Origin of the sequence: Nonomuraea sp. NPDC048901 (assembly GCF_040649695.1) — a bacterium.
In the GTDB taxonomy this organism is placed as follows: domain Bacteria; phylum Actinomycetota; class Actinomycetes; order Streptosporangiales; family Streptosporangiaceae; genus Nonomuraea.
Window position 1 is genome coordinate 230,458 of the sequence record NZ_JBEZFW010000003.1, and the last position, 23,145, is coordinate 253,602.

At 67.9% G+C, this 23,145-nt stretch carries 22 protein-coding genes; 8 read left to right on the top strand and 14 right to left on the bottom strand.

The window, feature by feature from the left end; translation table 11 throughout:
* The first annotated feature begins 2 nt into the window (after positions 1-2).
* The gene (locus AB0C30_RS10775; protein WP_357941932.1) at positions 3-746 is read left to right on the top strand and encodes a helix-turn-helix domain-containing protein; all 744 of its coding nucleotides are present in this window, start codon (positions 3-5) and stop codon (positions 744-746) included.
* A 564-nt stretch (positions 747-1,310) separates the two neighbouring features.
* A complete protein-coding gene (locus AB0C30_RS10780; RefSeq protein ID WP_357941935.1) occupies positions 1,311-1,736 on the top strand; it encodes a hypothetical protein in 426 nt (141 codons plus the stop codon).
* 231 nt (positions 1,737-1,967) lie between these two features.
* On the opposite strand, the gene AB0C30_RS10785 is transcribed toward AB0C30_RS10780, so the two are convergent.
* The 4 genes from AB0C30_RS10785 to AB0C30_RS10800 all read right to left on the bottom strand — a co-directional run bounded on the left by AB0C30_RS10785 (position 1,968) and on the right by AB0C30_RS10800 (position 6,124).
* Positions 1,968-3,191: an acyl-CoA dehydrogenase family protein gene (locus AB0C30_RS10785; RefSeq protein WP_357941937.1), complete on the bottom strand. Its 1,224-nt coding sequence runs from the start codon at positions 3,189-3,191 to the stop codon at positions 1,968-1,970.
* An 87-nt stretch (positions 3,192-3,278) separates the two neighbouring features.
* A complete protein-coding gene (locus tag AB0C30_RS10790) occupies positions 3,279-5,408 on the bottom strand; it encodes an ATP-dependent RecD-like DNA helicase (RefSeq protein WP_357941939.1) in 2,130 nt (709 codons plus the stop codon).
* A 122-nt stretch (positions 5,409-5,530) separates the two neighbouring features.
* Positions 5,531-5,854, bottom strand: a complete 324-nt coding sequence (locus AB0C30_RS10795) for a transposase (RefSeq protein WP_357941940.1) — start codon at positions 5,852-5,854, stop codon at positions 5,531-5,533.
* Between the two features lie 27 nt (positions 5,855-5,881).
* Entirely contained in the window at positions 5,882-6,124 is a 243-nt protein-coding gene (locus tag AB0C30_RS10800; protein WP_357941942.1) for a hypothetical protein, read from the bottom strand.
* Between the two features lie 209 nt (positions 6,125-6,333).
* On the opposite strand from AB0C30_RS10800, the gene AB0C30_RS10805 reads away from it, so the two are divergent.
* The gene (locus tag AB0C30_RS10805) at positions 6,334-6,630 is read left to right on the top strand and encodes a LuxR C-terminal-related transcriptional regulator (protein ID WP_357941944.1); all 297 of its coding nucleotides are present in this window, start codon (positions 6,334-6,336) and stop codon (positions 6,628-6,630) included.
* On the opposite strand, the gene AB0C30_RS10810 is transcribed toward AB0C30_RS10805, so the two are convergent.
* Both AB0C30_RS10810 and tnpA read right to left on the bottom strand, forming a co-directional pair.
* Positions 6,584-6,802 (bottom strand): transposase family protein, encoded by a 219-nt coding sequence (locus AB0C30_RS10810; protein ID WP_357941946.1) that lies wholly within the window; start codon positions 6,800-6,802, stop codon positions 6,584-6,586. The genes AB0C30_RS10805 and AB0C30_RS10810 overlap by 47 nt on opposite strands.
* Positions 6,803-7,045: 243 nt before the next feature.
* On the bottom strand, positions 7,046-7,462 hold the full coding sequence (tnpA, locus tag AB0C30_RS10815) for an IS200/IS605 family transposase (protein WP_357941948.1): 417 nt from the start codon (positions 7,460-7,462) through the stop codon (positions 7,046-7,048).
* A gap of 68 nt (positions 7,463-7,530) precedes the next feature.
* Here tnpA and AB0C30_RS10820 point away from each other — a divergent pair, with 68 nt between their 5' ends.
* Positions 7,531-8,847: a transposase gene (locus tag AB0C30_RS10820; RefSeq protein ID WP_357941950.1), complete on the top strand. Its 1,317-nt coding sequence runs from the start codon at positions 7,531-7,533 to the stop codon at positions 8,845-8,847.
* Between the two features lie 91 nt (positions 8,848-8,938).
* Here the strand turns inward: AB0C30_RS10820 and AB0C30_RS10825 are convergent, their stop codons facing one another.
* From AB0C30_RS10825 to AB0C30_RS10855, 7 genes are all read right to left on the bottom strand, one after another.
* Positions 8,939-10,702, bottom strand: coding sequence for an ABC transporter substrate-binding protein (locus AB0C30_RS10825; RefSeq protein ID WP_357941952.1), 1,764 nt, complete (start codon positions 10,700-10,702; stop codon positions 8,939-8,941).
* A gap of 19 nt (positions 10,703-10,721) precedes the next feature.
* On the bottom strand, positions 10,722-10,994 hold the full coding sequence (locus AB0C30_RS10830) for a DUF2160 family membrane protein (RefSeq protein ID WP_214639318.1): 273 nt from the start codon (positions 10,992-10,994) through the stop codon (positions 10,722-10,724).
* Positions 10,995-10,996: 2 nt separating this feature from the next.
* On the bottom strand, positions 10,997-11,749 hold the full coding sequence (locus AB0C30_RS10835) for a carbohydrate ABC transporter permease (protein ID WP_357647321.1): 753 nt from the start codon (positions 11,747-11,749) through the stop codon (positions 10,997-10,999).
* A 95-nt stretch (positions 11,750-11,844) separates the two neighbouring features.
* On the bottom strand, positions 11,845-12,804 hold the full coding sequence (locus tag AB0C30_RS10840; protein ID WP_357941954.1) for a sugar ABC transporter permease: 960 nt from the start codon (positions 12,802-12,804) through the stop codon (positions 11,845-11,847).
* The gene (locus AB0C30_RS10845; RefSeq protein ID WP_357941956.1) at positions 12,801-13,955 is read right to left on the bottom strand and encodes an ABC transporter ATP-binding protein; all 1,155 of its coding nucleotides are present in this window, start codon (positions 13,953-13,955) and stop codon (positions 12,801-12,803) included. The genes AB0C30_RS10840 and AB0C30_RS10845 overlap by 4 nt, the downstream gene beginning before the upstream one ends.
* Complete coding sequence (locus tag AB0C30_RS10850; RefSeq protein WP_357941958.1) at positions 13,948-15,039, bottom strand: ABC transporter ATP-binding protein; 1,092 nt, start codon at positions 15,037-15,039, stop codon at positions 13,948-13,950. The genes AB0C30_RS10845 and AB0C30_RS10850 overlap by 8 nt, the downstream gene beginning before the upstream one ends.
* A 216-nt stretch (positions 15,040-15,255) precedes the next feature.
* The gene (locus AB0C30_RS10855; RefSeq protein WP_357941960.1) at positions 15,256-16,767 is read right to left on the bottom strand and encodes an N-acetylmuramoyl-L-alanine amidase; all 1,512 of its coding nucleotides are present in this window, start codon (positions 16,765-16,767) and stop codon (positions 15,256-15,258) included.
* 189 nt (positions 16,768-16,956) lie between these two features.
* Here AB0C30_RS10855 and AB0C30_RS10860 point away from each other — a divergent pair, with 189 nt between their 5' ends.
* Positions 16,957-18,924, top strand: coding sequence for a family 10 glycosylhydrolase (locus AB0C30_RS10860; RefSeq protein WP_357941962.1), 1,968 nt, complete (start codon positions 16,957-16,959; stop codon positions 18,922-18,924).
* 7 nt (positions 18,925-18,931) lie between these two features.
* On the opposite strand, the gene AB0C30_RS10865 is transcribed toward AB0C30_RS10860, so the two are convergent.
* Positions 18,932-19,813: an NAD(P)-dependent oxidoreductase gene (locus tag AB0C30_RS10865; RefSeq protein WP_357941964.1), complete on the bottom strand. Its 882-nt coding sequence runs from the start codon at positions 19,811-19,813 to the stop codon at positions 18,932-18,934.
* Between the two features lie 249 nt (positions 19,814-20,062).
* Between AB0C30_RS10865 and AB0C30_RS10870 the strand changes: the two genes are divergently transcribed.
* Genes AB0C30_RS10870 through AB0C30_RS10880 form a run of 3 tightly spaced genes read left to right on the top strand, consistent with a single transcriptional unit; the run spans position 20,063 to position 23,141 of the window.
* Positions 20,063-21,370, top strand: a complete 1,308-nt coding sequence (locus tag AB0C30_RS10870) for an extracellular solute-binding protein (RefSeq protein ID WP_357941966.1) — start codon at positions 20,063-20,065, stop codon at positions 21,368-21,370.
* Positions 21,367-22,317 (top strand): sugar ABC transporter permease, encoded by a 951-nt coding sequence (locus AB0C30_RS10875; RefSeq protein ID WP_357941968.1) that lies wholly within the window; start codon positions 21,367-21,369, stop codon positions 22,315-22,317. Before AB0C30_RS10870 ends, AB0C30_RS10875 begins: the two co-directional genes overlap by 4 nt.
* The gene (locus tag AB0C30_RS10880) at positions 22,314-23,141 is read left to right on the top strand and encodes a carbohydrate ABC transporter permease (RefSeq protein WP_357941970.1); all 828 of its coding nucleotides are present in this window, start codon (positions 22,314-22,316) and stop codon (positions 23,139-23,141) included. Before AB0C30_RS10875 ends, AB0C30_RS10880 begins: the two co-directional genes overlap by 4 nt.
* Positions 23,142-23,145: the final 4 nt, after the last annotated feature.

Genomic DNA, 23,145 nt, shown 5'->3' on the forward strand with positions numbered 1-23,145 from the left:
GCGTGACCTCCGACATGAGCCAGCCGGCGTCTCCGGCGGATGCCGCGCTCGATTCCCTCAGCGTGCTCGGCGAGGGCACCCGGCGGCAGATCTTCGCCTTCATCCGCCGTGCCCGCCAGCCCGTCACACGCGAGGAGGCAGCCGCCGGCGTCGGCATCTCCCGCAAACTCGCCGCGTTCCACCTGGACAAGCTGGTCGACGTCGGCCTGCTCCGCACTCGGTACGTGTCCCCCGCCGGAGGGCGCAAAGTCGGCCGGCAGCCCAAGGTCTACGAGCCGACCGACAGCCCCATCCAGGTCAGCATCCCCGAACGCCGCCACGAACTGCTGGCCGGCCTCCTCCTCCAAGCCGTCCTGACCGAAGGCGACGACGAGAGCGCCGCGACCGCCGCCGTACGCACCGCCAGGCAGCACGGCCACGAACTCGGCGGGCAGGATCGCGCACGCCTGCGCCCCGGCCGGCTCGGCGCCGAACGCGGCCTGACCCTGTGCGAGCACATGCTCGACCAGCACGGTTTCGAACCCACCCGGCAGGCCCCCGACCGGCTACGGCTGCGCAACTGCCCCTTTCACCCCCTCTCCGCCCAAGCCCCCGACCTCGTCTGCGGCATGAACCACGCCTTCCTCACCGGGTACCTGCAAGGACTGCAAGCCACGGCCGTTCAGGCGGTCCTGGCCCCACACCCCGGTGAATGCTGCGTCCAACTGCAGCACGCGCAGCCACAGGACCCGCCCAAGGCCGGCTGACACCAGAGAAGGGCTCTTGCCTGTCCTGCGCGCCTGGGGAACGTCGGAAGGTGTGAAACAGCCCCGGCTTTCCCCGATCAGCCGCATGATGGTGGCACCATCGCCGGAATCGCGCTGGTGCCGGAGGTTCTGCGTTTGCTGACACCCAGCGCGGATCCGCTGTCGGTGTTGCGGGCGACGCTGTTCACCATCCCTCTCGCGTTACGGGGAGGGGCAGGCGGGCCGCGGGAACCCGGCCTGCCCCAGCGGGCGGACGTGATCACGCGGGACCTTCACGGGACCTTCATTGGTGCGACCATCCGGAGAACCGCAACAGTATGCAGAAGGTGCCAGGTTGGGCCAATGCCCGGAAGGTTCGGGGCACCTTAACCAGCCAATACCGGTGCAGTCGGCGACGATTGCCCAGGTCAACCCCCCGAAAGCATGGGATGCCGGGTGCGCTGGCCGTAAGCGCACCATCAGATGTGCCCTCACGAGGCGTCAGGCCACCCGACCGAGAAAAGACGCCGAGGAGCGCTCAGGTCCGCTCAGCGGATCGACCGAACATCAACGAAGGGATCTCCCATGCGCAGCAAGCTTGCCACGGCCGGCCTCGCTCTTGTTCTAGGCGGCGTTGGTCTCGCTCTGGCCCCTGCCGCCAGCGCCGCCAGCGTGTCCTCCGCTTCGCGGACGGCGGCCGTCACGGCGCCCGAGTTCTCCGTCAATGGCACGTGGCAGTTCATTCAGAGCGGCGGGATCACAGTCACGATGAACGTGACACAGGACAGCAGCGGGAGGCTCTTCGGGACCGCCTCCTGGTCCGGCGGCGTGGGGACGATCGAAGAAGGCGCGGTGGAAGGCCGGAATATCTTCTTCACCGTTGGGTGGTCGAACGGAGCCAGAGGCCGATACACCGGCTCGCTGGGCCCGGACAGGCGCCTGTCCGGGACCACGTTCGACCTGAATAATCCGTCGAGTCAGGCAAACTGGGTCACCACCCGCACCTTCTAAGACGAAGCCGCCCTCAGGCCGCCGGCCTCGGGCAGGCCCCGCTCGGATGGTGAGCTTGGTGGCGGTGGGCGGGGTGTATGGCTGGCCACCGGAGTAGCGGATGGCAGCACCGGGCTGGCCCTTGCCGGCGTGCAGACCGTAGATCCGGCGGAGGTCCGTTCCCCAAGCCGTGGAAGAAGCACCGGGCTCGGCGCAGGATGGGTACGCGCCGAGCCCGCTGAGATCTGCGGGTCACAGGGGGAGACCGCCGGTGGCTGCGGTGGTGGAGCCTGAGTCGCGGTAGGCGGCGATGGTCCGCTCGGCGATGCGCATCTGGTGGATCTCGTCGGCCCCGTCGGCGAACCTGGCCCAGCGGGCGTGCTGGAACATACTGGCCAGCGGGGTGTCGGTGGAGTAGCCGAGCGCGCCGTGCACCTGGATCGCCCGGTCGATGATGCGGTTGAGGCTGTTGGCCACGAAGTGCTTGGCCATCGAGACCTCCGTACGGAAGTCCTCGCCCTTGTCGATCTTGTATGCGGCGTGCAGGACCATCAGTTTGCACTGGTAGAGCTCCATGGCCGAGTCGGCGATGAGCCACTGCACCCCTTGTTTGTCGGCGAGCACGGAGCCGTGGCTGTATCTGCTGAGCGCGCGGTCGACCATCATGTCGAGCGCCGTCTCCGCCTGCGAGATCCAGCGCATGCAGTGGGCCAGCCGCGCCGGGCCCAGGCGGTATTGGCCGAGCCGGTGGCCGTTGCCCCGGCCGCCGAGCACCTGGTCGTCGGGCACCCGCAGGTCGGTGATGACGATCTCGCTGTGGCCCGTCGAGCCGTGCATGGTCTCGACCTCGCGGATGTCGTTCCAGCCCGGCGAGGGCAGGTCGACGAGGAAGGCCGTGTTGGCGCCCCGCGCCCCTTCTGGCAGGTCGAGTTCGGTCCTGGCGATGAGGATGGCGAAGCCCGCCCGGCGGGCGTTGGAGATGAACCACTTGTGGCCGTTGATCACCCACTCGTCGCCGTCCTTGACCGCCCGGGTGCGGATGAGCGTGGGGTCGGAGCCGGCGACCTCCGGCTCGGTCATCGCGAAGCACGACATCTTGCTCCCCTCAAGCAGAGGGCGCAGGTATTTCTCCTTCTGCGCGTCGCTCGCCCAGTGCAGCAGCGTGTGCATGTTGCCCTCGTCGGGCGCCATGCAGTTGAGCACCCACGGCCCGAGCCGGGTCTTGGCCGCCTCGGACTGCACCATGGCCAGCTCGACGTGGCCGAGCCCCATGCCGCCCCACTCCTTCGGCATGTGCGGCAGCCACAGCCCTTCAGCCTTGGCCTTCTCGCGCAGCCGGAAGATCGTCCGGAGATAGGCGGCGCGGTCGCTCTCCGGCACCTCGTCGACGGCCGGGATGACCGTGCCCTGGATGAAGGCTCGGACCCGGTCGCGGATCTTCTCGTGCTCGGGGGCGAGGGTGAAGTCGATGGCCATAGTGCTCCTTCGGGGGATGTCCGGCCAGCGGATGGGCCGGACGCCGGGTGGTGTCAGGCCAGCGGATGGGCCGGACGCCGGGTGGTGTCAGGCCAGCAGATGGGTCAGACGCCGGGTGAGGCCGGTGTTGCGGCGGTCGCCGAGCCGGGCGACCGCCAGCTCCAGGGCCTTGCGCTCGCCGACCAGCACCACCCACGACCGGGCCCGCGTGACCAGGGTGTAGAGGAGCCGGCGGCGCAGCATGATGCCGCCGGACTCGGCGACGAGCGGCGCGACCACGAACGGGTATTCGCTGCCCTGCGAGCGGTGCACGCTGATCGCGTAGGCGTGGGTCAGGTCGTCGAGCTCGTCGAAGCCGTAGGTCACCGTCTCGCCGTCGTCGATGGCGATCTCCACGAGCCGCTGCTCCTGGACGATGCCGGTGATCGTGCCCGTCTCGCCGTTGAAGACGCCCTTGTCGTAGTTGTTGCGGATCGGCATGACCCGGTCGCCGACCCGGAAGGCCGAGGCGCCCGACCAGTGCTCGGCCCGTCCTTCCTGGGCGGGGTTGAGCCGCTCCTGGAGTCGGCGGCCGAGCTCGGCGGTGCCCGCCGCGCCCTTGCGCATCGGGCACAGCACCTGCACCTGGCCCGGCTCGACGCCCTGCTTGCGGGGGATCGCCACCGTCGCCAGGTGGACGACCCGCTCGGCGACGGCCTCGGGGTCGTCGAGCTCCTCGAACCAGAAGCCGCCACCGCCCGGGATCCCGGGCAGCTGCCCGGCCCGGATGCGGTGGGCGTTGTGGATGATGCCGCTGCCGTCGGCCTGGCGGAAGACATGCGTGAGCCGTACGCGCGGGATCTCCTCGACCCGCAGCAGGTCGGCCAGTACGCTGCCGGGCCCGATGCTGGGCAGCTGGTCGCTGTCGCCGACGAGCAGCAGGTGGCTGCCCGACGGGATGGCCGAGGTGAGCCGGGTGGCCAGGTGCAGGTCGAGCATGGAAGCCTCGTCGACCACGATCAGGTCGGCCTGCGCGGGCGTCTGGTCGAACAGCGCGTCGGGGTCGGGCTCGTAGGCCAGCATCCGGTGGACGGTCATGGCCGGCAGCCCGGTGAGCTCCGACAGGCGCTTGGCCGCCTTCCCGGTGGGCGCGGCGAGTGTCACGCGGCCGCCCATCGCCCGCGCGGTGGCCGCGATGACCCGCACCGTGTGGCTCTTGCCGCAGCCCGGACCGCCGGTGAGGACGGAGACGGTGCTGGTCAGCGCCATGGTCACGGCCGCGCGCTGGTCGTCGTGCAGCTCCGGGTCCTCACGGAAGTCGCGCATGGGCAGCGTCGAGCGGGCCTGCCAGAGCCTGCCCAGGTGCTCGGCCAGCTTGAGCTCGCGGCTGTGCAGCTCCTTGCCGTAGACCACGATCTTGTCGGCAGTCGCCTCGACGACCACCCGCCGCTCGGCGGTGAGGGCGTCGATCATCGGCCGCACCACGTCCTGATCCTGCTCGACGAGCTCGGCGGTCTGCGTGAGCAGGGCGGTGAGTGACAGGTAGCAGTGGCCGCCCCTGGCGGCGGCCGTCTCCAGCCGGTCGAGCAGCGCCGCCTTGATCCGCTGCGGGCTGTGCTCGGGCACCCCCGACTGGAGGGCGATCTTGTCGGCCGTGCCGAACGCGATGCCCCGCACCCGGCCGATGAGCTGGTACGGGTCGGAGGTGACGAGCTCGGCCGAGTCGCGGCCGAAGACCTGGAAGATCTTGGCCGCGAGCAGCGGGCTGACTCCGAAGCCCTGCAGGACCACCATCAGCGCGGCGATCTCCTTCTGCTCCCGCCACGCCTCCAGGATCTGGCTCTGCCGGGCGGGGCCGATGTTGACGACCTCCCTCAGCCGCTCGGGCTCGGTGTCGATGACGGTCAGCGTCGCCTCGCCGAAGTGGCCGACGATGGCCTGGGCGAGCCGCGGGCCGATGCCGCGGATCAGGCCGGAGCCCAGGTAGAGCTGGATGGCCCGGGTGGTGGACGGCACGATTCGCTCGCACGCCGTCACTGTGAAGCGCCTGCCGTGACGGGGGTGCTCGCCCCACTCGCCGGTGAGCGCGAGCGTCTCGCCCGGCTGTACGCCGGCCAGCGCGCGGCCGGCGGCGACGAAGCTGAGCTCGCTGTCGGCGCTCGTGCGCGCATCGGCCATTCGGGCAACGGTGTATTCGTCCTCACGGACGTACACGAGCTGCTCGACGGAGGCCTCCACGGCATTTGATCCAATCATTCGTGCTTACTGGCCGCGTAGGCACACTAAGTGACGGGACCGACAGATTACCGAAGGTCCGCAGAAAGCCTCGGCCTTCAGGACTCCATTGCCAATTCGGTGGGTCATGCGGTGGGTGCCAGGTCGAGGCCCGCGAAGTGTGAGACTCGGGTCGCGCCGAAGGGTGTCTCGGTGAGCCAGGCGTCCAGGCGGACGAGGTTGATCGCGGCTGCTGTCAGCGCGTTGGCCAGGTGGGTCTTGTTCAGGCCGTGGTATCGAGTCCGGCGGATACCGGCGCGGACGGCTTGGGAGATGGTCTCCTCGACACCGGCCCGGATCTTATAGCGCTCTTTCCCATCGTCGGTGAGTTGCTCGCGGCGGGCGCGTTCCAGAGCCTCGTGCTGAGCCTTGGGACGGAGCTGGCGTAGCCCGATGGCAGCGGTGTGCATCGCGGACGAAGCGGGCAGGGGCCGCAGTCACGTTTGCGGAAGGCAAGGCGGATCAACGGCGCACAGCGACTGGTCTCCTCGCGCCACGTGCCGCTGGTGTGGCCTGCCGGTCAGCCGCAACCCGCCGGCCTCGTCCCGGGAACGGGCCAGCAGCTCATCGAGCTGCCGATCGTCGAGCAGCTCACGGATCGGACGCTTGACAGCCTCCGAAATCGTAGACGAACCATTACTCACAGTAATCGGCGATGGGCCGTCGACATCCTCGATCACAGACACGATGGTGCTTCTCCCCCCGAAGAAGTAGTGGGTGTCCCCACGAGTCACTTGTTTTCCAAAGATCACTCCTTACACACCTGTAGAGGCTCTGCCGCTGGCACCTGCTCAAGAACCTCAGTGAGGCGATCGAGAAACTCGCTCTGGCACACCGTGGCTGCTTCCGCGACATCGCCACAGGCCAGGGCCGCGACGATGGTCCCACCGTGCAGCGCACCCGCAGTCGGCATGCTGCCATACACGCCCTGCTGGGCCAGGGCCTGTCGAACAACGAGATCGCCCGCCGGCTCAATCTCGCCTTGAACACCGTCAAGAAGTATGCCCGCGCCCAACGGGTCGAGCAGCTGATCGGCGGCTCGAAACGGGGTGCCACGCTGGTCGACCCGTTCCGCGACTACCTGCGCAGCCGCCGGGTCGCCGAACCCGGCGTGACCGTGTGGGCCCTGCTGCGAGAGATCAAGTCGATGGGGTATCAGGGCGGCTTCGCGCGCAATCCAGGTTGATGCACGCCAAGCGTCGTAACCTTAGCTCGATCACTACCGGCAGCCCGTCCACCGGGCGGTCGGTCAGGCGGCGCCGGTGACAGCCGTGCACCTTACCCGTGGTCATCCCGCATGAGGGGCAGTGCACTGGGTCGCCTCGCGTGCGGGCCGTCACCCGGATCTGGCCGTCCACGGTCTATCTGCTCGATCTCCACCGCGGCCAGGTGCGGGAAGAACATGTTCACCATGTCACGGTTGCACACCGTTCACGGTCTCATCCAGAACAGCGGAGCGTGGATCGAACGGCACAATCTGTTACCACGGGAATCTTGGCAGAGCCCCTGTAGAGATATCCCCGGGATGAATGCGGTCCCGTCATGGATGGCCCGCCGGAGGCGGGACAGCCCGGGGTCGCGTAGTGCGGACCCAGAAGCGGTCAGGTGGGGTGGCGCTGTTGTTCGATGTACGTCTTGATGATGGTGAGTGGGGCTCCGCCGCAGGAGGCGGCGAGGTAGCTGGGTGACCAGAAGGGGCCGTGCATGATGGCGGGGTCGACCTGGCCGGTGAACTCCTTGCGCAGGTAGTGCGAGGAGACGCCCTTTAACGAGTTGACGAGTTTGCTGATCGCGACCTTGGGCGGGTAGCGGATGAGCAGGTGGACGTGGTCGTGTTCGCCGTTGAACTCGCGGAGTTCGGCCTCGAAACTGTCGCACACCTCGATCATGATGTCTTCGCAGCGGCGCAGCATCGCGTCGTTGAACACGTTTCTGCGATATTTGGTGACAAAGACCAGATGGACGTCCATCGCGGAAACCACATGCCTGCCTCGCCGATATTCCACTTCCTGGCTCATAGACCGGATGATAATGTGTTCGAGTCGATGACAGGTGTGGGTGTCGCGCGGAGGAGGGGGGTTCCCTCGTGCTGGCGGGTCGCAGGTACCGGCTGGAGTTCGACTTCGGGCAGCAGATCTTCGCCGAGCGGCTGGGCGGGATCTGCCGCAGCGTGTGGAACACCGGCCTCGAACAACGCCGCGAATACCGGCGGCGCGGCGCGTACCTCAGCTATGAGGAGCAGTGCGCGCAGCTGGCCGAGGCGAAGAAGGACCCGTACTGCGGGTGGCTCGCCGACGCCCCCGCCCAGGTCATCCAGCAGACACTGAAGGACCTGGACCAGGCGTGCCGACGGCACGGCACCTGGAAGGTGCGCTGGAAGTCCCGGACGAAGTGGAAGCCGTCGTTTCGGTTCCCCACCGCGAAACACATCCCCATCGAGCGGGCCAACCGCAAGTGGGCCCGGGTGTTCCTGCCCAAATTCGGGTGGGTGAAGTTCCGGATGTCACGCCCACTGGGCGGGGTGGTGAAGTCCGGGACCGTCTCCCGCGACGGCAGGCACTGGTTCATCTCCTTCCTGGTCGAGGACGGCATCAAGGAAGCCGCCACGCACGCGCGCCCCGAGCGGGAGTGCGGCGTGGACCGAGGCGTCGTCACCGCCGCAGTCACCAGCGATGGGGAGTTCTTCGACCGCCGCCACGCCGCAACCGGCGCCGTCTCCTCGATGCAACCCCCGCCGGCCAGGAAAGACGACCGGCAGGAGGACCTCGGCTACCTCAACCCCGGTGAGAAGGGGCGCTACCTGCGACTGCAGCGTCAACTCGCCCGCACCCGCAAGGGCTCCAAGCGGCGTAAGCAGGTCGTGGCCGCGCTGGGCGACATCATGGTCCGGGTCCGGTCCCGGCGGGCCGACTTCAACGCCCAAGCCGCCCACCGGCTCACCCGCCGGTACGGGGTAGTGGTCCTGGAGAACCTCAATATCGACGGCATGACCGCAGCGGTGAAGCCGAAACCCGATCCGGAGCTGCCCAGCCGCTACCTTCGCAACGGGGCCGCCGCGAAGTCCGGCCTGAACAAGGCAATCCTCGACAAGGGCTGGTACGGCCTGGAGCGCGCCCTGCGGAGCAAGGCCCGCTACACCGGGACCATCGTCGCGAAGGTCCCGGCCCCCTACACCTCCCAGTCCTGCCCGGACCCAGCCTGCGGGAAGGTGGATGACAAGAGCCGCGAGAGCCAAGCGGTCTTCTCCTGCACCTCCTGCGGGCACACCGAGCACGCCGACATCGTCGGGGCGAAGAACACGCTGGCCAGATATCGGGCGGCAGGGCTTGCCGTCCCAGGGCGTGGAGACCCATCCGGGTCAGTGAAGCGTCAAGCACCCCGTTCCACAGCCCGCGCCGCGTAAGCGGCACGAGCTGCCGCGTAAGCGGCACGGGAATCTCCGTCCTTAGCTTTAGGGCGGAGAGCAGGTCAACCGCCGGTCCCGCCGCGACTGATCAGCCTCCGGTCTTCCACTGGGCGATGAGCTTGTCGTAGTCCAGCGTCGCCGGCTTGCCGCGCTCGTCGGCCAGCTTCGGCGCGGGGGCGCCGGGCTGGTCCAGCCAGTATTGGGCGTCGCGCTCCGGGTTCAGCTTGGGCGCGCAGTTGCCGCCGCGGCGCTCCAGCCGCGACAGGATGTCGTCCTGCTGCTTGGCCAGGTTGTCCATCGACTGCTGGGCGGTGGTCTCACCGGTGACGGCGGTGGCGACGTTCTGCCACCAGAGCTGGGCGAGCTTCGGGTAGTCGGGGACGTTGGTCCCGGTCGGCGTCCACTGCTTGCGGGCGGGGGAGTTGTAGAACTCGATCAGGCCGCCGTACTTCGCGGAGTTGTCCTTGAAGTAGTCGCTCTTGATGTCGGAGTCGCGGATGAAGGTCAGGCCGGTGATCGACTTCTTCAGCGAGACCGTCTTCGACGTGACGAACTGGGCGTACAGCCAGGCCGCCGCCCTGCGCTCCTTGGGCGTGTTCTTGAGCAGGGTCCAGGAGCCGGCGTCCTGGTAGCCCAGCTTGTTACCTTCCTTCCAGTAGACGCCGTGCGGGCTGGGCGCGACGCGCCACTTCGGCGTCCCGTCGGCGTTGACGACCGGGAGGCCCGGCTTGGTCATGTCGGCGGTGAACGTGGTGTACCAGAAGACCTGCTGGGCGATGTTGCCCTGCGCCGGCACCGGTCCGGCCTCGCTGAAGTTCATGCCCGCCGCTTCCTTCGGCGCGTACTTCTTCAGCCAGTCGACGTACTTGGTCAGCGCGTACACCGAGGCGGGCCCGTTGGTGTCGCCGCCGCGGGTCATCGAGGAGCCGACCGGGCGGCAGTTCTCCACCCTGATGCCCCACTCGTCCACCGGCAGGCCGTTCGGGATGCCCGGGTCGCCGTTGCCGGCCATGGACAGCCACGCGTCGGTGAAGCGCCAGCCGAGCGAGGGGTCCTTGCGGCCGTAGTCCATGTGGCCGTAGACCTTCTTGCCGTCGATGGTCCCGTTGCCGTTGACCTTGTTGGTGAAGAAGTCGGCGATGTCCTCGTAGGCCGCCCAGTTGACGGGCACGCCGAGGTCGTAGCCGTAGGCGTCTTTGAATTGCTTCTTGAACGTCGGATTGGTGAACCAGTCGTAGCGGAACCAGTAGAGGTTGGCGAACTGCTGGTCGGGGAGCTGGTACAGCTTCTTGTCCGGCCCGGTGGTGAAGCTGGTGCCGATGAAGTCGTTCAGGTCGAGGGTGGGCGAGGTGACCGCCTTGCCCTCGCCCGCCATGTAGTCGGACAGCGGGAAGACGTAGTTGCCGCGGAAGTGGGTGCCGATGAGGTCGGAGTCGTTGACATAGGCGTCGTAGATGTTCTGGTTGCCCTGGATCTGCGTCTGCAGCTTCTCGATCACGTCACCTTCCTGGATCAGGTCGTGCTTGACCTTGATCCCGGTGATGTCGGTGAACGCCTTGGCGAGTTTCTGCGACTCGTACTCGTGGGTGGTGATCGTCTCGGAGACGACGTTGATCTCCATGCCGCGGTACGGCGCGGCGGCCTTGGTGAACCAGTCCATCTCCGCGAGCTGCTGATCCTTGGACAGGGTGCTCGGCGTGAACTCGCTCGACACCCACTTCTGTGCCGCCGCCTTCCCCTGGGCCTCGGTGAAATCGCTCTTGGGCTTCTGCTCGCCCGCTGAGCACCCGGCCCCCAGCAGGACGAGCACGGCCAGGCCAACGGCCGTGGTCCTGCCTCTTGGACGTCTCATCGCCTCATGCCTCCTTCGGTCAGCCCCAAATCCCGATCACGATGGTCACCAGGAGCGCGCACGCCAGAGCCAGCCACATGGACAGGTCGGTGACGGCGATCCAGCCGGCGAGTACGACGGCCGCGCTGATCAGGCCGATGTACAAGCGGTCGCCACGGTCGGTCTCGATGCGCAGGAAGCCGCGCCGGGCCACCGGGGGTGAGAAGTGGCCCCAGATCGCCATGCCGCACAGCAGCAGCGCCAGGCCGATGAAGACCAGGGCCGTGGGGAGGGTCCACACCATCCACTGCATCGTCAGACCCTTCCAAGAGCGAAGCCCTTAGCCACGTAGTTGCGCACGAACCAGATGACGATGGCTCCGGGGATGATGGTCAGCACGCCCGCCGTGGCCAGGAGGCCCCAGTCCACTCCGGCCGCGCTCACCGTCCGCGTCATCGTGGCGGCGATCGGCTTGGCGTTGACCGAGGTGATGGTCCTGGCGATGAGCAGTTCGACCCAGCTGAACATGAAGCAGAAGAAAGCGGTGACGCCCACCGCGGAGCGGATCATCGGCAGGAAGATGCGCAGGAAGAATCGTGGCAGGGAATAGCCGTCGATCGCCGCCGTCTCGTCTATCTCGCGCGGTATCCCGGACATGAATCCTTCGAGGATCCAGACGGCGAGCGGGACGTTGAACAGCATGTGCGCGATGGCCACGCCCAGGTGCGTATCGAACAACCCCACGCTCTGATAAATCTGGAAAAAGGGCAGCAGGAACACGGCCGGCGGCGCCATGCGATTCGTCAGCAACCAGAAGAACAGGTGCTTGTCCCCGGCGAACCTGAACCGGGAGAAGGCATAGGCGGCCGGCAGCGCCACGATGAGCGACATCACCGCGTTCAGCGACGTGTAGATGATGGAGTTCAGATAGCTCGAATACCAGACCGGGTCGGTGAAGAAGGTCCGGTAATTGTCGAGCGTGGTCCGCTGCGGAATGAGCGAGAAACTGCCGAGAATGTCCTCGTTCGGGCGGATGGACATGCCGAACATCCACAACAGCGGCAGCATCAGGGTGGCGGCGTACAACCAGAACACCGCCCGCGCCCATGGCAGCTGCCGCCCGGCCCGCCGCGCCACGGCGACCTGCCCCTCGGCCATCGCGGTTACCTCCCTGACCTGGTCAGCACGGTGAAGAAGACGTACGAGACGATCTGTACGACGAGGAAGTACAGCAGCGAGAAAGCGCCCGCCGGCCCCAGGTCGAACTGCCCGACGGCGACCTTCGACAGCAGGATGCTCAGGAACGAGGTGGCGTTGCCCGGTCCGCCCCCCGTCACCACGAACGGCTCGGTGTAGATCATGAAGCTGTCCATGAACCGGAGCAGGATCGCGATCGTCAGCACCCCGCGCAGGCGCGGCAGCTGGATGTGGCGGAAGGTCGCCCAGGCCGAGGCGCCGTCGATCTGCGCGGCCTGGAAGTAGGGGTCGGGGATCGACCGCAGGCCCGCGTAGGCCAGCAGTGCCACCAGCGGGGTCCAGTGCCAGACGTCCATGATCAGGACCGTGATCCAGGCGTCGGTGGAGTCCAGCGTGTAGTTGAAGTCGATGCCCAGGACGTTGTTGATCGTCCAGCCGCCCAGCCCGATGTCGGCGCGGGCGAAGATCTGCCAGATGGTGCCCACCACGTTCCACGGGATGAGCAGCGGCAGCGCGACGATGACCAGGGCCACCGACACCCAGACCCCGCGGCGCGGCATCGCCACCGCGAGCGCCACCCCGAGCGGGATCTCCAGCAGCAGCACCTGGGCCGAGAACAGCAGGGTCCGGACGAACGCGGCGCGGATCTCGGGGTCGCGGGCGACGGACCTGAACCATTCCAGCCCCACGAAGATCCGGTCGTCGGGGCTGAAGATGTCCTGGACGGAGAAGTTCACGACCGTCATCAGCGGGATCACGGCGGTGAAGGCCACCGACACGACGACCGGCAGTACGAGGAGCCAGGCGCGGTTGTTCTTCGGCTTGAGGCTCACCCGGGTGTCGGGCGTGCCGTCCTGGGGGGCGGCGCCGGTGACGATCTCGCCGCCCACCTGGCTGCCCGCGACGGTGACGCTCTGCTCGGTCACGATGCGCCCTCTCCGTCGAGTTCGTCGAGCCCGTCGAGCGGTGCGCCCTTTCCATCGAGCCCGTTGAGTGGTGCGATGGACCCGCACCTGACCGAGTCCCTGAACAGGAACGCGCGACCCGGTGCGAAGCGCAGGAACTCCACGGCGTCCGGCGCGAACCGGGCGTCCGCCTCCGTCTTGGCGATCACCGGGTGGCCACCGGCCTCGACGTGCACGAGGTTGTAGGCGCCCATCCGGTCCACCCCCGTCACCCGTACGGGCAGTCCGGGCGAGGCTCCCTCACCGCCGAGCCGGGCGAACTCCGGCCGCACCCCGATGCGCACCGGCCCCGGCTCCAGCTCGCCCTCCTGGTCGCTGACCGCCTGCCCGACGTCCGTCTCCGCCACTCTGACCACCCCGTCGGCGATTTCGGCGGGCACGACGTTCATGCCGGGCGAGCCGATGAAGTGGCCGACGAACTCGTGCGCGGGCGACAGGAACAGCTCCGTCGGCTCGCCCGCCTGCACGATCGCGCCCTCGTTGAGCACGACCACCTCGTCGGCGAAGGTCAGCGCCTCGGTCTGGTCGTGGGTGACGTAGATGAGCGTGTGCCCGGTGTCGCGGTGGATCTCCTTGAGCTTGCTGCGCAGCGTCCACTTGAGCGCGGGGTCCACGACGGTGAGCGGTTCGTCGAGGAGTACGGCGGCCACCTCGGAGCGGACCAGCCCGCGCCCCAGGCTGACGATCTGCTGCCGGCCCGGATCCAGCCGCCGCGACCTGCGCTTGAGGTGGTCGTCCAGGCCGAGGAGCTGCGAGACCCGGCGTACCCGCTGGTCGATCTCCGCCTTGGGATACTTCCGGTTGCGCAGCGGGAAGGCCAGGTTGTCGTAGACCGACATCTCCTCGTACAGCACCGGGAACTGGAAGACCTGCGCGATGTTGCGGCCCGCCGTCGGCACGGCGGTCACCTCGCGGTCGTCGAAGAAGATCCGTCCCACGGTGGGGGAGAGCAGCCCCGAGATGATGTTCAGTAGCGTCGTCTTGCCGCACCCGCTCGGGCCGAGGAGCGCGTACGCCCGTGAGCTCCGCCAGGTCCACGTCATCGGCCGCAGCGCCCAGGTCCGGCCGCCGTCGTAGCTGTGTCCCACGCCTTCGAGCCGGATGTCAGCCATGCAGGTCGACCTCCGCGGCGGAGGTGGCGAGCAGGCGACCGCCGGCCTCGTCGAAGACGAAGATGTGCGCCGGGTCCACGTAGGCCATGGCCCGTTCGCCGGGGGTGAAGAGCTGGGGGCCCGGCAGCTGGGCGACCAGGTGCCGCCCGTCGATCAGCTGCAGGTGCAGGAAGGTCGAGCTGCCCGTCACCTCCGCGAGCCTGATCTCCGCCGGGAACTCCAGCACGCCGGCTCCACTTCGTTGGATCGTCACCTGGTGGGGGCGTACCGCGAGCACCACGTTCCGTCCCGAGGCATGCGCGCCGGGGGAGGGGAACGAGCTGCCCAGGCACTCGATCCGGCCCTCGCGCACGACGCCGGGCAGCAGGTTGAGCGGCGGATCGCTGAGCGTCGCGGCGACGGCCAGCGTCGGCGGCTGGGCGTACATGTCCGCCACGTCGCCCACGTCCAGCACCCGGCCCTCGCCCAGGACCACCGTCGGCGAGGCGAAGGTCAGCGCCTCGGCCGGGTCGGCCGTCGAATAGAGGACCACGCTCGGTGAGTCGCGGAACATGTTCTTCAGATCGCCCCGCAACTGCTCGCGGAGCTTGAAGTCGAGGTTGGCCAGCGGCTCGTCGAGCAGCAGTACGTCGACCGGCCGGGCCAGCGCGCGGGCGATCGCGGTGCGCTGTTGCTGGCCGCCCGACAGCTCGGCGGGCCGGCGGTCGAGCAGGTCGCCGATGCCCATGATTTCGGCGACCTCGCGCACCCGCCGATCGATGTCTTTCTTGGGAAAGGAGCGCGCCATGCGCAGCGGTGAGGCGATGTTCTCGTAGACCGAGAGCGAGGGATAATTGATGAATTGCTGATAGACGAAGGCGACCGAGCGTTTGCGCACGGAAATAGCCGTTACGTCTTTTCCGTTCACCACGACCCGCCCCGCGTCGGGTGGAAGCAGTCCTCCGACGACCCGCATCAGGGTCGTCTTCCCCGCTGCCATCGGCCCGACGAGCGTGGTCATTCCATGGGATAATTCCAGGTGGATGTCGTGCAGCCAGGTTTCCCCGCGCTGCCGTACGCGGACGCCGTCAAGAACCAGCGCCATGTGCACGAGCCTCCTTGCCGGAGTGCGATCGACTGCCGCGCCGCCCCGAAGCGTGGCCGGTCAAGACCCCTCCATCTAACATCCTTTGCCAGGACGTGCAAAGGGGGAAGTTTCCATCGGTCCACTTATTAGCGAATGGGCATATATTTATCGATGTTTATTTGGCCGCGGTGAACAAGTACGGCCCGTGCGATCGGGCACGGGCCGTACCAGATCTCAGACCTTGCTGATGCGGACGGCGTCCGCGATGACGAGGCCGGTGCCGGAGGTCCACCGGCTGACTCCCACGACGTTGGCGGTGCCCGCCGCGAGGGAGAAGGTGCCGAGGCTCTTCCAGCTGCCGCCGCCGGAGCGTTGGTCCACGTACACCGTCTGGTTGCCGCCGGAGGCGGCCACGATGTACGGCGCGGAGCTGTTGTAGCCGGGATCGTCCGGATACCAGACCTCCACGCGGTAGGTGCCCGCGCTGGGGATGGTCGCCTGGTACCAGGCCGGGTCGCTGGCGGCCACGGGGTCGGCGAACCGGTAGTCGGCGCCGTAGCGCTGGGTGGAGTAGGTGGAGGTGCCCCAGTTCGCGCTGGCGGTGAACTGGCCGGAGGTGGTGTTGTCGACCGTGGTGGTCCACGTCGGGGTGCCGCCGCCACCGGTCACGTAGTTCATGTACGTGGTCCAGTTCCAGTACTGCCCCGGGTCGGTGTGGTCGGCGCCGGGCACCTCGGAGTGGCCGATGATGTGGCTGCGGTCCTTCGGGATGCCGTACTTGTCGCAGATGTACTTGGTCAGCGCGGCCGAGGAGCGGTACATCGCGTCGGTGAACCACGAGGCCTCACTGACGTAGCCCTCGTGCTCGATGCCGATGGACCTGGTGTTGTACGTCCAGTTGCCGGCGTGCCAGGCGATGTCCTTGTCCCGGACCATCTGAGTGATCGCGCCGTTGGACGACTTGACCACGTAGTGGGCCGAGACCTGGGCGCTGGGGTTCTGGAACCAGGAGATCGTCCCGGCGTAGGAGCCCTGCGTCACGTGGATGATCACCCGGTCGATGGCGTAGCTCGACTCGCGGCTGGAGGCGGTGTAGTTGCTGGAGCTGGCGGCCGCCCAGGTGGCGTCCGGGTAGTCGGGGCTGGCCGCCTCGGCGGCGCCGAACGAGCGCGTCTCGGCGTACTGGCCGCGATCGGCCGTCACCTCCTGCGGCGCCACGCGTACGTCCTTGGCCTGGATTCCGAGGCCGAGCAGCTCGTAGACGGCGTCGGCGTAGAGGCGGGCGAGCTGGGGCGAGGCGGTGTTGCCGTACTTCGCCACGGCCTCGTACCAGCGGCCGGGGTCCTTCCTGGCGGCCTCGTCGAGGCCGAGCTCGTCGGCGTCGGCGCGCAGCAGCGCGGCACCGCCGAGGATGTTGGCCGCGGTGTCGGCGCGCAGCTTCTTGACCGGCAGCCCCGTGAGCCCGGACGCCTTCTCCAGCGCCTTCGTGGTGGGGTTGCTGACCAGGTGCATCACGCCGTATCCGCCGCTGGCGCTGGGCTCGCCGTTGTGGCCGTCGAGGTGGGTCTCGGCGTAGGCGAGCGCGACGAGCAGGTCGCGCGGGACGTCCTGGGCCGCGGCGGCGCGGGCGAAGGCGTCTGAAAGCGGCGTGTCCTTGGCCGCGACGGCGGGCTGGCCGGCGAAGACCAGGAGGGCGGCGAGGACCGTGGAGACGAGAGCCGTTAATCGCTTGGGGGAGAGTGACATGGGAGCTCCCTCGTTAAGGGTCGACGGCTGCACAGTAAGCCGGTTCCTGACAGATGTCGATAATTGACATTACTGACGAGTTAGAAGAAACTTTCCGCCCGTACTCGGACATCTGGGGCGGAAAGTTGGGTCCCCCGGATTGGCTGAAGACTATTGCGCTCAGTTCGGGAGAAGATGAAACTTCTTTTCGTGACCACGCACCCCCTGCGCACCATCCTGGCCACGGTCGCCCTTGTGCTCACCGCTCTCGTCGTCCCCTCCACGACCCCCGCCGTCTCGGCGGCGGCGTGCGTGACCGATCCCGCGACGCCCAAGCGGCAGTTACGGGGCATGTGGGTCTCCTCGGTCGCCAACATCGACTGGCCGAGCAGCGCGGGGCTGAGCGTGGCGGCCCAGCAGGCGGAGTTCAGGGCGTGGCTGGACCTGGCCGTGTCCAAGCGGATGAACGCGGTGTTCGTGCAGGTCAGGCCGACGGCTGACGCGTTCTGGCCCTCGTCGTACGAGCCGTGGTCACAGTGGCTCACCGGCACCCAGGGCAAGGATCCCGGCTACGACCCGATGGCCTTCATGGTCGCCGAGGCACACGCCCGCAACCTGGAGTTTCACGCCTGGTTCAACCCGTACCGGATCGCCAACAACGCTGACCCGAGCAAGCTGGTGGCGACCCACCCGGCCCGTACGCACCCGGCCTGGCGGTTCGCCTACGGCGGCAAGCTCTACTACAACCCCGGCATCCCGGAGGTCCGCGACTTCATCGAGGACGCCATCATGGACGCCGTCACCCGCTACGACCTCGACGGCGTGCACCTCGACGACTACTTCTACCCCTATCCGGTCAGCGGTGAGACCATCCCGGACGCCGCGACATACGCCCAGTACGGCGGCGGGTTCGGCAACATCGCCGACTGGCGGCGCGACAACGTCAACCAGCTGATGCGCGAGATGGACCAGCGCATCCACGCCGCCAAGTCCTGGGTCTCCTTCGGCGTCAGCCCGTTCGGCATCTGGCGCAACGCGAGCACCGACCCGCTCGGGTCGAGCACCTCTGGCCTGCAGTCCTACGACGCGATCTACGCCGACAGCAGGCTCTGGGTCAAGCAGGGCTGGGTCGACTACCTCGCGCCGCAGATCTACTGGAACATCGGGTACGCCCCGGCGGACTACGCGGTGCTGACCGCCTGGTGGTCGAGCGTGGTGCGCGGCACCGGGGCCCAGCTGGTCGTCGGCCAGGCCGCCTACCGCGCGGGCGCCAGCGGCCAGGACGCGGCCTGGCAGGATCCCGCCGAGCTCAGCGACCACCTCTACGACAACAGGAAGCACCCCGAGGTGGCCGGCGACATCTACTTCAGCGCCAAGGACGTCAAGGCGAACCGGATCGGCGCCATCGCCGCGCTGGTCAACGCCCACTACGCCAAGCCCGCCCTGCCGCCCGCCCGCGGCACCGCCGCCGCACCGGCGGCCCCCACGAGCGCGGCGGCGACCAGGGGCTCGGGCGGCGTGGCGCTCTCGTGGCAGGGCGCCGGCGCCACGGCCTACGCGATCTACCGGGTCGACGGCTCCCGACCGGCGGCCGATCCGTGCGCGTACGCCGACGCCCGCAACCTGCTCGGCACGACCAGGAAGACCACCTTCACCGACGCCACGGCGACGGCCACCGGCGGCTACACCTACTACGTGACCGCACTGAACCGGACGCACCAGGAGAGCGCGCCGAGCGCGGGCGCGGTGGTGACGGGCACGGCGGCGTTCAGCGTCGTGGTCGACAACTCCGACGCCGGGTTCGCCGCGAGCTCCTCCTGGGGCACCTCGTCGTTCTCGGCGCAGCTCTACGGCGCCGACTACCGCTTCGCCGACCCCGTCGCGGCCAGCGACCCGGCGTGGTTCAAGGCGGCCATCCCGAGCGCCGGGAACTACCGGGTGGAGGTCTGGTACGCCGCCAACGCGGGCTACAACAGCGCCACGCCGTATCTCGTGGCGGCGTCGGGCGGGAACCAGACCGTGGTCGTGGACCAGCGCTCGGGTGGCGGCCAGTGGCGGACCCTCGGCACCTACACCCTCGACGCGGGCACCTACAACGTGGTCGGGGTGAGCCGCTGGACCTCCACGACCGGGTACGTCATCGCGGACGCCGTACGCATCACCAGGGTCACTTCATAGGAGCCTGTCACTTCTTGAGCGCCCGGCCGTCCTCGTCCAGGTAGTCGCGCCACGAGCGCTTGGGCGCCCAGCCGAGCATGCGCACCGCCTTGGCGCAGGAGATGCCGGAGGCGTCCGGACGGCTGAGCGGCCGCAGCGCGATGGCGTCGCCGTAGTGCTCCCGCAGGGCCGTCGCGAAGTCGTGGCCACCGACGTTGTCGGGCGAGGCGATGTAGAACACCTCGTGTCCCGGCAGGTCGGATTCGGTGGCCAGCACGATGGCGTCGGCCAGGTCGTAGACGTCGATGTAGCTCCACAGCCCGGCTCCGGGCTGTCCGTCGCGGATCTGCGGGCCCAGGTTGCGCTCGTAGTTGCCCTCGTGCTGCACCCAGCTCGGCCGGATGGAGACGCATCGGATGTCTGACCGGCGCACGGCCGCGTCCATGAGCTGCTCGCCGAAGTGCTTGGCAGTGGCGTAGGGGTCCTGCGGCCGGATCGGGTGCTCTTCGTCCACGGGCGCGTAGTCGGGCAGGAACGGCCGCTCGGGGAAGAAGAAGCCGGGCACGGTCTCGCTGGAGATGTTCACGAAGCGGGTCACGCCGAACCTGATCGCCGCCTCCAGCATGTTGAAGGTGGACATCAGGTTGTTCTGGAAGACCACGTGCGGCGGGTTGGTGCTGGGCTCGGGGATGGCGGCGGCGTGGACGACCGCGTCGGCGCCGCGCACCACCGCGTACGCCGCTCCGGCGTCGGTCAGGTCGGCCTGCTGGTAGCGGGGGGCGCCGGGCTCCGTCCGCTCCCAGACCGGGCGGGTGAGGTCGACGGCCGTCACCTCGTGACCAGCGTCGAACAGCGCCTGGGTGGCCGCACGTCCGACCTTTCCGTGGGCACCGGTGACGACGACGTGCATGGGAACTCCTTAGGCGCCAGGGGTCGGACGTCCAGGATAAGGGGACGGGTCGTCGGCGTTGAAGGCTTGAATCGTTTCGCTTCAGAGCGGAAGTTTGCGGGTATCCGGGCGGATGACACGCCTTGAGTCGCTGATACGTTTCCGTTTCGTTACCGCAGGAGAGCCTTGACGGCCCCGGAACGTAAAGCCTATGTTAACGCCCTAACGAGGCCATTGAAACGATTTAAGCTTCGAGCCCCAAGGGGTGTTATGAAGACCACGCTTCACAGACTCGGGGTGGCCTTCTCCGCCGCCCTCCCCCTCCTTTCCCTGGCGGCATGCGGCTCGTCCGGCAGCACGACGGCCGCCGACGGCAGCGTCACGATCTCCTTCCTCTACGACAACAACGAAGCCACGGTCAACGGGGCCAAAGCAGTCGTCCAAGCTTTCGAGGCGGCCAACCCGAAGATCAAGATCGAGTCGGAGACCCGCCCGGCGGGCACCGAGGGCGACAACATCATCAAGACCCGGCTGTCCACGGGCGAGATGAGCGACGTCTTCTGGTACAACTCCGGGTCCCTGCTCCAGGCCCTGAACCCCGGTCAGACCCTCGTCGACCTCACCGGCGACCCGGTCATGAAGAACGTGGAGGAGTCGTACCTACCCGTTGTCACCCAGGGCGGGAAGGCGTACGGCGTGCCGACCGGAACCGCCACCGGAGGCGGCATCCTCTACAACCGCAAGGTCTACGAGAAGCTCGGGCTGCAGGTGCCCAAGAGCTGGGCCGAGTTCACGGCCAACAACGACAAGATCAAGGCCGCCGGGCTGACGCCGGTGATCTCCACGTTCAAGGACACCTGGACCTCGCAGCTGTTCGTGCTCGCGGACTTCTTCAACGTGCAGGCCGCCTCGCCGACCTTCGCGCAGGACTACACGGCCAACAAGGCCAAGTACGCCACCACCCCGGCCGCGCTGACCGGCTTCAAGCGCCTGGAAGAGGTGCACGCCAAGGGGTACCTCAACAAGGGCTTCGGCTCGGCCAACCTCGACGCGGGGATCAAGCTGCTGGCCGAGGGCCAGGGCGTGCACTATCCCCTGCTCACCGGGGTGGTGCCCGGCTTCATCAAGAAGTTCCCGCAGGTGGGCACCGACGTCGGCTTCTTCGGCCTGCCGGGTGACGACGCCGCCAAGAACGGCGCCACGGTCTGGGAGCCGAGCGCCGCCTACATCCCCAAGACGACCAAGCATCTCGACGCCGCCAAGAAGTTCCTGGCCTTCATAGCCTCCCCGGAAGGTACGGCCGCCCTTGGCAAGGGCACCCCGCCGGCCGGACCGTACCGGATCAAGGGGGCCAAGCTGCCGGACGACGCGGTCCAGGTGGCGAAGGACCTGCAGGTCTACCTCGACAACAAGGCGTCCGCGCCCGCGCTGGAGTTCGTCTCCCCGGTCAAGGGCCCGTCCCTTGAGCAGATCACCGTCGCGGTCGGCTCCGGCCTGACCACGGCGGCCGAGGGGGCGGCCCAGTACGACAAGGACGTGGAGAAGCAGGCCAAGCAACTGGGGCTCGCGGGGTGGTGACCTCGTCGAGGCCGAGCACGGCCACGTCGCCCGAGCCGCCCACCGCGGCGGCCGGGCGGCGTGCCCGCGCGCGCAAGGGGAAGGGCGGGCGCGGCGGCAACCCGTACCCCTACCTGTTCTACGTGCCCGCGGGGGTTGTCTACACGATCGTCTTCCTGGTTCCGACGATCATGGCCTTCTACTTCTCGATGACCAGGTGGACGCTGTTCGACAGCACCTTCGTGGGGCTGGAGAACTTCACCGACTTCTTCGCCGAGCAGAACCTGCGGATCGGCTTCCAGAACACGCTGATCTACGCGGTGACCACCAGCGGGCTGAAGGTCGTGCTGGGGATGGCGCTCGGCGTGCTGCTCACCTCGCGGATCAAGCTGCGCGGCTTCCTGCGCTCGGTGGTGTTCTTCCCGGTGCTGGTGAGCACGGTCGCGGTCGGCATCACGTTCAGCGTGCTGCTCAAGCCCGACACCGGGCTGGTGAACAAGGCGCTGGCCCTGGTGGGCATCTCGGGCCCCGACTGGCTCGGCGACGCCAACACAGCATTGCTGTCGGTGGCGCTCGTGGACGTCTGGAAGGGCGTCGGCCTGGCCACCGTCATCTACATCGCCGGCATGATGTCGATCCCGCGTGACTACTACCAGGCGGTCGCGGTCGACGGCGGCGGCGCCTGGCACCGGTTCAGGTTCGTGACGCTGCCGCTGAGCTGGCCCGCCACCAACTCAGTGATCATCCTGTCCTTCATCGGCGGGCTGCGGTCCTTCGACCTCATCTGGACAATGACCCGCGGCGGACCCGGCTTCACCAGCGACGTCATCGCCTCGATCATCTACAAGCAGTATCAGGCGGGGTTCTTCGGCCTGTCGACCGCCGGGAACGTGATCCTGTTCATCGTGGTCACCGCGCTGGTCGTGCCGCTCACCCGCTTCCTGAGCGCCAGGGAGGTCGCCGCATGAGGGCGCTGCGCAGATCCGGGCCCGAACTCATCGTGGTCCTCCTGGCCGTCGTCATCTTCGTCGTGCCGTTCTCGTTCATGGTGCTCACGGCGGTCAAGGACGAGGTCCAGTCGGCGGAGCTGGACTTCGGCTGGCCGACGAGCTGGCCCATAGTCCAGAACTTCGTCGAGGTGATCGAGGCGCGCGACTACGTGCTGCTGCGCGCCTTCCTCAACAGCACGATCCTCACGGTCGTGGCGGTCACGCTGCTGGTCGTCTTCTGCTCCATGGCCGGGTTCGTGTTGCAGCGCCGGGCGGGCCGCATGCGGTCGGTGGTCAATTTCCTGGTGCTGTCGGGGCTGATCATCCCGCCGGCGATCGTGCCGACCATCTGGGTGCTCCAGACGCTCGGCCTGTTCAAGACGCTGCCGGGGCTCATCTTCGTCGAAGTCGCCTTCCACATGTCGTACTCGGTGCTGCTTTATCGCGCTTTTGTGGCGGCGGTGCCGCGCGAGCTGGACGAGGCGGCGATGATCGACGGATGCACCGGGTTCCGGCTGTTCTTCAAGGTGATCTTCCCGCTGCTCCGGCCGGTGACGATCACCGTCATCCTGACCACGTCGGTCGCCGTCTTCAACGACTTCGTCAACCCGCTCTACTTCCTGCCCGGTGACGAGAACGCCACCGTTCAGCTCACCCTGTACAACTTCCAAAGCCAATACAGCACGCAGTGGAACCTGCTGTTCATGGACATCGTGCTCATCACGATCCCGCCACTGCTCGCTTTCATCTTCTTCAACCGCAAGATCGTGGCGGGGATGACCGCCGGCGCGATCAAGGGCTGACGCT